Source organism: Paenibacillus sp. AR247, assembly GCF_002968895.1.
In the GTDB taxonomy this organism is placed as follows: Bacteria; Bacillota; Bacilli; order Paenibacillales; family Paenibacillaceae; genus Paenibacillus_AQ; species Paenibacillus_AQ favisporus.
The window spans coordinates 26,471-35,212 of the sequence record NZ_PCZT01000024.1 but is presented as its reverse complement, the minus strand read 5'-3'; the positions used below and the strand labels follow the sequence as shown (position 1 = coordinate 35,212).

Here is an 8,742-nt window from a genome sequence, read left to right as displayed (position 1 = left end):
ATGATGCCCAAATTGCGCCGGCTCCGCACGGCGTCGCCCTTTCAGGTCATTTTGATCACGCTTTTTACCGCCTTGGCCTTGTTCATGTCGCTGCCGATCGTCTTCATCTTCAATCATGCGTTTAAGCCGCAGAACGAGCTGTTCCTGTTTCCGCCGCGGTTTTTCGTCCGGCATCCGACCCTGCACAATTTCGAGACGCTCTTTCTGCATGCGTCCAATGCGACGGTGCCGTTCACACGGTATTTGTTCAACAGCCTAATTGTCGTTTCGCTGACACTGGTCAGCGTCGTGGTGGTCAGTACAATGGCGGCTTATGTTCTGGCCAAATATCAATTCCATTTCAAACAGCTCATCATGTCGCTGATTACCCTGTCCTTGATGTTCGCGCCCGAAACGGTATCCATTCCGAGATATCTCGTCATCAACGGCATCGGGCTGAACAATACGTATCTCGGGCATATCCTGCCGTCGCTGGCATCGCCCGTCGCGGTGTTTATGCTCGTCGGCTTCATCTCGCAAATTCCGAGCGATCTGATGGAGGCAGCCCGGATCGACGGCGCGGGGCATGTCGGCATCTTCGTGCGCATGATTCTGCCCTTGTCCGTCCCGGCGATCGCGACCATCTCGATTTTGACGTTCCAGGGCGTATGGGGAGACGTGGAGACTTCAACCCTGTTCATGCAAAAGGAGACGATGCGGACGCTCGCTTTCTACGTCAACAGCCTGCTGAGCGGTTTGCAGAACAACGTGGCGGGGCAGAACATGGCGGCGGCGCCGGGCTGCTATTTTCATCCCGAATCTGATCATTTTCCTGCTCTTTCAGCGCAGAGTGCTTGAGACGATGGTCCATTCCGGTATCAAGTAATGTCATCAGCAAAGGAAGTCGGAACGATGAAAAAATGGTTTCCATTACTGCTAGTCTTTATGGCCGTCTTGACGTCCCTGCCAGGTACCGCCATGGCCAAACCTCCATATATGACATCCTACTATGACTCGAACCAGTCGTCCTGGTTGATCATCCTTCCGCCGCTCGTGATCTTCATGTTTCTGCAGCGCTGGTTCATTACCGGCATCGAACGACGGGGGAGTTGTGGAATAAGCCTTGGTATGCCGATCTGCCGGAAGCATTGAAAGGGGGAATGCCGAACTAGCAGGTATAGCTTGGGAACAAAGGGGTATCGTCAGCATCCGATGAAATCAAATTGGGGAGGAATAAGGATTGAAAGAAAACGTATCGCGTCATCCATTATATCGATGGTCATGCTCATGACCTTCACCCTTGCCGGGTGCAGCAGCAGTAATGACAGTGCTTCACCGTCCGGAACAGGCAATGATCCTGCACCCACGCCTGCGCCAAACCAGCCGGCAGCAGAGGAAAAGCATGATCCGGTTACGCTCAAATTTATTTCCTGGAAAAACGGAACCTATGATGAGCTGTACAGCTTGTTTCATCAGAAATACCCCTGGATCACCATTGAGCAGGTACCGGTGACCAATTCGCAGCCGATTATGGAAATCATCGCATCACTGGAAGCAGCGGGCACGCCTGCCGACGTGACCGAGATCGACAGCGATCTGATCACCTTCGAGCAGAACAATCTCATCGAAGATTTGACGCCTTACATCGAGAAGAGCGATATTTTCAAGAACGCCAAATTCCCCGACGGCTTCTTCGAAACGATGATGTTCAACAACAAGAAGCTTGCCGTGCCGATGGTTGACGTCCCGATGTGGGTGCTGGTGAACAAGGATCTGCTGGCCAAACACGGCGTGGATATGCCGGCAAACGACTGGAGTTACGACGACTTCCGTAACATCGCCAAGCAGGTGACCGATCCGAGCGCCGGTGAATACGGCATTACGACGCAGCCCGAAATCCAAATGCGCCTGCTGTCCTCCAAAGCGATTGCCGACGGCCATGCGGCGAATCATCAATACATGAACGAAGACCTGACCCAGAGCATGCTCAGCACGCCGGACGTCATGAACGATGTGAAATGGTTCCAGGAGCTGGTCACGAAGGACGGGTCTATGCAGAGCAACGCAGCCGCGGAAGAAGGCGGCAACGTGACGAAGGATTTCATCAACGGAAAAACGGCCTTCGCTATCGGCGGCGACTGGGTTCTGCCGACCCTGAAGGAAAAAGCGACATTCGACTGGGACGTTCTCCCGTTCCCGAAAGGCAAGGTCAGCCAGCCGGGGTATTCGATTTACGGACCGCTGGCACTTCTGTCCGGTTCGAAGCATAAGGAGGAAGCCTTCCTGTGGCTCAGCTTCCAATTCACGCCGGAAGCCCAGAAGTGGAAAATTGACCAGGGAGCCAATGCTTCCGTCATCGATCCCGAGCTGACGAGCTACTACGATCAGGCTCCGATCTGGCAGGGCAAAAATATCGAAGCCGTCAAGATCGCCCAAAAGAACGCCAAAATCCAATCCGGCCTGACCGTGCCGGGGTGGAACGACTACAACTATAACAACATCTTGAACGACATTATTTTCGGCGACCGGGATATCAACGACATTATTCCGGAAACGGAGACATGGAATAAGAAAACGCAGGAAGTGAGAGCCACCTTAAAGCAATAAGAGAGGGGAAGCTGCCGGACAGACATCAGTCTGGCGGCTTCCTTTTTGAAGATATAAGAGAGAGCCTTCGCTCCACTTTGTGGGGCTGTTTGCTGTGGGCGGAAACATCGGCCAATATATGACGGGATTGTTTAATATCGTCCCATTGTCCATTGGCAGCACTTCGTTTATATTAATCTTTGTAGATCGGAGAGAGAGCCGCGCAATATATTTGGACGCTCTTATGAAAACGTTTACAAAATAGATGCGGAAAGGAAGAGTAGCCATGTCCTTTTGCCGAACTCTGGGATGGTTCGTCGCCTGTCTGCTGTGCATCACGCTGGCATCCGGACTGGCGGGCTGCGCAGCCGGCGGCGATGTCCGCATGGACGGTCCCTCTCTTTTCGGCGATGCGGCCGCCACATCCGGCGAGCCGGAAGCGACGCTGAAGTTTTATTTCGGTGGCGAGAAAAAGGCGGCGACGGAAGAAGTTTGGGCGGCCGTGAGCGATTACGTCAAAACCAAAGGATTAAACGTCAAATTTTCCGTCAATTTCATTCCCTGGCCGGAATATTCGGGGAAGCTGCTCGTCATGGCGGCGGCAGGAGACCGGTGGGACCTGAATTTCGATTCAGAAGGCTCATTCAAGCAAATGGCGTCCCGGGGTTCCTATTTGAGATTAAACGATCTTCTTCCGGTGTACGCCCCCCACTTATATGACCGCTACCGGCAGCAGCATAACCTGCCCTCTGCCACGATTGGCGGGGATATCGTCGGTTTGCCCTGGTCGATCAAGATGAATCAGCGGCCCTATGCCGGATGGCGGGTGGACATGGCGGAGAAGGCGGGGATTTACCGCGAACCTGAATCGGTACGAACTGCCGAGGATGTCGATTCGCTTCTCCACGAGCTGAAGAAAGCCTATCCCAATCAGAAGCTGAGCCGGATTCCGGCGCTCCCCCTGTATGTGGTCCGGGATGAATGGGTGGACTTGGGCTTTCACGGCCTCGGTTTTTATCTGAATGACCCTCATTACAAAGTGAAGGCGATCGAAGATCAGCCTTTTTACGAGGATGCTGCCTTCATGAGCAAGGCATGGTACGAAGACGGGATTCTAAATCCCGATTCAAAGATCGATACCGAAGACGCTGCGGATCAATGGCGCAACGGAAAAATGCTGTTCACGCTCACTTCCCACGAGTGGGCCTATGCAGCCGATCCGGGTTTTACCGATGCAAGCTACCGGCAGCAGATGTCGCTATTGTACCCCGACAAAAAAACGGTCAACCGCAGCCCGATCGCAAATGTCGTGGCCATCAACCGGAATGCTGAGCATCCGGAGCTGGTGCTGCGGTTTCTTGATATGCTGGAGACGGACGAGAGGTTGTTTGATCTTGTCGTGTATGGGATTCAGGGGAAAACCTATGAGCTGGACGGAGGGAAGGTCAAGTACCCGGATAACCTGAACTTTTCCACCAGCAACTACATGGATTGGGGAGGACAGTGGGCGCTGTGGAAACCGCAATTTTTGCGCCCCACCGAAACGTACCCTGGGGACTTCTGGAAGGAGGAAGCCCGCTTTGCGGAGCTGCCCGTGAATGTGGATTCTCCCGTGGAAGGACTGCTGCTGAACGATCAGTCGATCAGTCCGCTGCTTGAAGAGCGCGACCAGATCTATGAGGACTACGGCAAATCGATCGAGTACGGCATGATGCCGGATGTCGCCAAGGCGCTGTCGGATTACCGTATGCTGCAAAAAGATAATGGGCTGGATACGATTATCCGGGAGGTGCAGCGTCAGGTCGACCAATTCCTGGCGGCACAGCATCAACATTCATGACAAGGGGAGGATGCCTTTATGATCAGCGTATTAATCGTGGACGATGAATTTGAAATTCGCGAGGGGCTCCGCAAGCGGGTCCCCTGGAATGAATACGGCGTTAACGCCGTCATGGCGGCTTCGGATGGGGATGAGGCTCTGCAAATGGCCCGTCGCCATCAGCCGAATCTGATCGTGACGGACATCAAGATGAACCGGATGTCGGGACTTGAGTTTCTGGCGGAGCTGCATACTTTACCGGATTACCTGTGGAAAGCGGTGCTGATCAGCGGCTACGACGATTTCAGCCTGGTCAAACAGGCGATCCAGCTTGGAGCGATGGACTATATCCTGAAGCCGATCAAACTGGATGAACTGGAGCGGATCGTCCGTAAAGCGGTGGATGCGATCGAACGGGAACGGCTGCAGCAGCAAACGCATGACCGCCTCACGTACCAGGTGCAGTTTGCGGAGCCGAAGCTTCAGGAGGAGCTGCTGCGTGAAATGGCGGAGAACGAATACGATCCGTACCGCGAGACCCGCATCTCCCACCGCCTGCAGTCGTTGAGACTGGACTGGATGAGCCGGATGCCGCTGCTGCTGATGGCCATTGAAGGGGACGACCTAAGAGCGCTGCCCGCCCGGCCAGGCATGCCGGATGAGAAGGAGCTTGTCTTGTTCGGCATCGGCAATGTCGTCAGCCATACGCTTGCCGAGCAATTGAACATGCCGTCGGCCTTGTTCAAGGATACGCACGAGCGGTGGGTGGCCGTCATCGGCTGCCCCGATCCCGGGATGCTTGATTCATGCCATGCCACCGCCGAGACCTGCCTGCTTCGTATCAACCAATTCGTGAAGGTCAAGGCCAGCATCGGGATCAGCCCCGCACCCAAAGAGCTGAACAAACTGCATCAGCTCTACGTGGATTGCACCGAGTCCCTGGAGCAAAAGGTGGTCTGCGGGGGCAACCGGGTCTTCACCGGCAGCGTAGAGGACGGAGCCGCAGAGGTCGGCAGGCTGACGATCCGGGAGCCGGGGGCGGTGCTTGATCTGGTGAAGTACGGAACGGACGCCGACATTTCGGAATCCATGGCCGACTTTGAGGATATGGTCAAATCGTGGGAGCTGCCCAATCTAAAAGATATCCAGCAGCAATTGTTCAAATGGCTGATGGGAATTTACCGTACGGCCGCGTCGGCCGGGTGGCCCGACCGTTCCTGGGAGCAGGACCCGATCGGTCTGTGGGAGCAACTGGAGCAGTATGACACGCTGCAGTCGCTTCAGGATCAGGTGGAGAGCCGGCTGCTGTCCCTGGCCGGAGACTTCCGCAAAATGGCGACCTCCTCCAGCCAGATCGTCCAGGAGGCCGAGAAGATGATCCGTACCCGCTACGCAGAAAACCTGTCGCTGCAGTCGGTGGCCGCGGCCGTTCATGTGACGCCGATCTGGCTCAGCAAGCTGTACAAAAAAGAAAAGGGCCGCACCTTCATCGAGGAGCTGACCAACGTTCGTATTGCCAGAGCCAAAGAGATGCTGGGCGATACGAAATATAAAATTTATCAGGTTTCCCATCAGGTGGGGTACAAGGATCCGGTCCATTTTACGAAACTGTTCAAAAAGCTGGTCGGCGTTACGCCCAAAGAATTCCGCCGTCTGCAGGGGATTCTGGATGATTAGGTCTTTTCTCCGGCTGGCCTCCTCGCTACGGAACCGGATGATTCTGATCTTTCTCGCGATTACGATCGTTCCTTTCATTTTATTCTCGGCTTACGCGCATACCAAGTCAGTGGAAGGAATCCAGCAGGCCAATGCTACCTTCTCCATGAGCTATTTGGAGCAGTCCAAGATTAATCTGGAGGCGTACTTGGCCAAACTGAACGACCAGATGAACGAGCTGATCGGAGATAAGAAGCTGCAAGATTTGCTCGAACAGCCGCCGGCCAGCAGCCAGGATGAAGTATCGGCCTCGGTGGACCTCCTGAACATCGTGTACCAGAAGAAAAAGCAGATGGATGCGCTGCAGCTGCGAGTCTATCCGCTGAATTCCGAGGCCTATCCCACATACTTGAGGGCGCTCGAAGTTACGACATCGACCCGAAATGAAGAATGGTTTCAGAACGCGGCGAACAGTACGCTGCCGATCTGGCATCTGTCGATGGATGGAGGGCCGAACCGCGGTCCGCTGCTCTCCTATGTCAAAACGTTCACCAGCCTGCATAATCGAACGCCGAGGGGGTTGGTGGTGGCCGATCTGGCGGATAACCATTTCAGCCGCTTCTTCTCGCCGACCAAACGGCTGCAGGGGCAGAAGTTCCTGATCGTCGACGAAACAGGGAAAATTGTTTACGATTCGGCGGCAAGCGAGTGGACCGGAGAGCAGCTGCCGTCCCCCAAATTACTGGCGATGCGGAATGTCCGCAAGGAGGGCGTTGAGACGCTGTCCATTTATGACGAGAAAAATTTGATCGCCTTTGTCCGCATGGACAGCCTGCCCTGGACGATCGTCAGTCTGACGCCGATGCATGCTTTGACGGAGCCTATTACGGCGATGCAGAGACTGCTGATCTTTTTTCTGATCGCTTATATGCTCTGTGCCGTTGGGGTGGTCATCTATCTCACACGGAATTTTACCCAGCCCGTCTTCCAACTGGTCCGGCTGATGCGCAAGCTGGAGGAAGGGGATTTCAGCATGCTCATTCCTCATCAGAACCGCAAGGACGAGATCGGCTGGCTGTATCGCGGCTTTGGCAGCATCGTCCGGAAAATCGAAGATCTCATCCTGCAGTCCACGCGCGCCGAGCGAACGAAGAGGGAGCTGGAATTTCAGGTGCTCAGCCACCAGATCAACCCGCATTTTCTCTATAACACGCTGGAATCGATCCGCTGGAAAGCGGAAAACCACGGGCGCAATGATATCGGGGAGATGGTATCCGCGCTCGGGAATTTGCTGCGGCTCAGCTTGAACCAAGGCAAAGACATTACGACCGTCGGCCGCGAAGTCGAGCAGGTGAAGGCCTACGTGCAGATCGAGCAGGCCCGCATCGGCATGCCGCTGCGCGTGCTGTATTTTTTTGACGAAGAGATGCTGGATATGACATTCATGCGCCTGCTGCTGCAGCCTTTGGTCGAGAATGCCATCCAGCACAGCATCCGCGGCAATTTCGAGAAGGGCAAGGTCATCCTCTCCGGCCGCGTGGAAGAGCGGGATCTGGTCATCGATATTAGCGATAACGGCAAGGGAATTCCGGAAGAGGTGCTGAAGGAGTTGAACGATGCGGCCGGCAACCGAAAAATGGCGGGCAGATCCGGCGTCGGACTGCGCAATGTGAACGAACGGCTGAAAATTTATTTTGGCCCTGATTACCAGCTGCGGATCGAGACCCAGGAGGGCAAGGGAACCAAAATTACGATCCGTCATCCGATTCTCCCGCCCGGCGGGGAAGAGAGGACGACGCCTGAACGGGGGGCGATCAGGAAGTCAGCTGAGCGTTAAATCCGGTATTGCGGCATGGGGAGCGCCGTGTACAATGTGGTTATATATCAAATAACGAAGTATGATATATCATACAGATGAGGGGAGAACATACCATGACCACTCAGGGAATTCCGAAAGCCTTTATCAAACCGGCTGGCCAAAATCCGGTCATCACCAGTATTTACACGGCGGACCCTTCCGCCCATGTGTGGGAGGACGGAAGAATATACATATACGCCTCCCATGATATCGATCCGCCGCGGGGATGCGATCTGATGGACGCATACCACGTATTTTCCTCAGATGACCTGGTGAATTGGGTCGACGAAGGCGAGATTCTCCATTCGCGGGACGTGGCATGGGGGCGCCCGGAAGGCGGATTCATGTGGGCTCCTGACTGCGCTTACAAGAACGGCACGTATTATTTCTATTATCCGCATCCGAGCGGATCGGACTGGAACGATACCTGGAAAATCGGCGTGGCAACCAGCGATAAGCCGGCCAGCGGATTTGTCGATCAAGGCTATATCGAAGGGCTCGGCGGCTTCGCCATGATCGACCCTTGCGTCTTCGTCGATGACGACAGCAGGGCGTATATGTATTACGGCGGCGGCAGCAAATGCCAGGGCGGAGAACTGGGCGAGGACATGATGTCCATCAAAGGTTCGATGCAGGACATGACGGGTCTGGAGGACTTTCATGAAGCCGCCTGGGTGTTCAAGCGGGGCGGACTGTACTACCTCACCTACGCCGACAATCTGGAGGACAACAACCGGATGAGATACGCGACAAGCCGGCATCCGCTCGGCCCGTGGACCTATCAAGGCATTTTCCTGGAACCGACCGGCTGCTCGACGACACATGGCTCGGTGGTGGAGTACAA

7 protein-coding genes are annotated in these 8,742 nt (G+C 54.9%); all 7 read left to right on the top strand.

Annotation, left to right across the window (positions count from 1 at the left end):
- Positions 1–837 (top strand): carbohydrate ABC transporter permease (locus tag CPT76_RS38040; protein ID WP_105445618.1); only part of this gene is annotated, 837 nt, incomplete at its 5' end.
- 54 nt (positions 838–891) lie between these two features.
- A complete protein-coding gene (locus CPT76_RS30950; RefSeq protein WP_105445617.1) occupies positions 892–1,131 on the top strand; it encodes a hypothetical protein in 240 nt (79 codons plus the stop codon).
- A gap of 60 nt (positions 1,132–1,191) precedes the next feature.
- Positions 1,192–2,586, top strand: a complete 1,395-nt coding sequence (locus CPT76_RS30945) for an ABC transporter substrate-binding protein (protein ID WP_146116486.1) — start codon at positions 1,192–1,194, stop codon at positions 2,584–2,586.
- Positions 2,587–2,851: 265 nt separating this feature from the next.
- Positions 2,852–4,405, top strand: coding sequence for an extracellular solute-binding protein (locus tag CPT76_RS30940; RefSeq protein WP_181153170.1), 1,554 nt, complete (start codon positions 2,852–2,854; stop codon positions 4,403–4,405).
- A gap of 18 nt (positions 4,406–4,423) precedes the next feature.
- A complete protein-coding gene (locus tag CPT76_RS30935) occupies positions 4,424–6,061 on the top strand; it encodes a response regulator transcription factor (protein ID WP_105445614.1) in 1,638 nt (545 codons plus the stop codon).
- Positions 6,054–7,877 carry a cache domain-containing sensor histidine kinase gene (locus CPT76_RS30930; protein WP_105445613.1) on the top strand — a complete coding sequence of 608 codons (1,824 nt, stop codon included), beginning with the start codon at positions 6,054–6,056 and terminating at the stop codon, positions 7,875–7,877. Before CPT76_RS30935 ends, CPT76_RS30930 begins: the two co-directional genes overlap by 8 nt.
- A 95-nt stretch (positions 7,878–7,972) precedes the next feature.
- Positions 7,973–8,742, top strand: a 770-nt coding sequence (locus CPT76_RS30925) for a family 43 glycosylhydrolase (RefSeq protein WP_219845486.1), incomplete at its 3' end; no start/stop codon positions are given.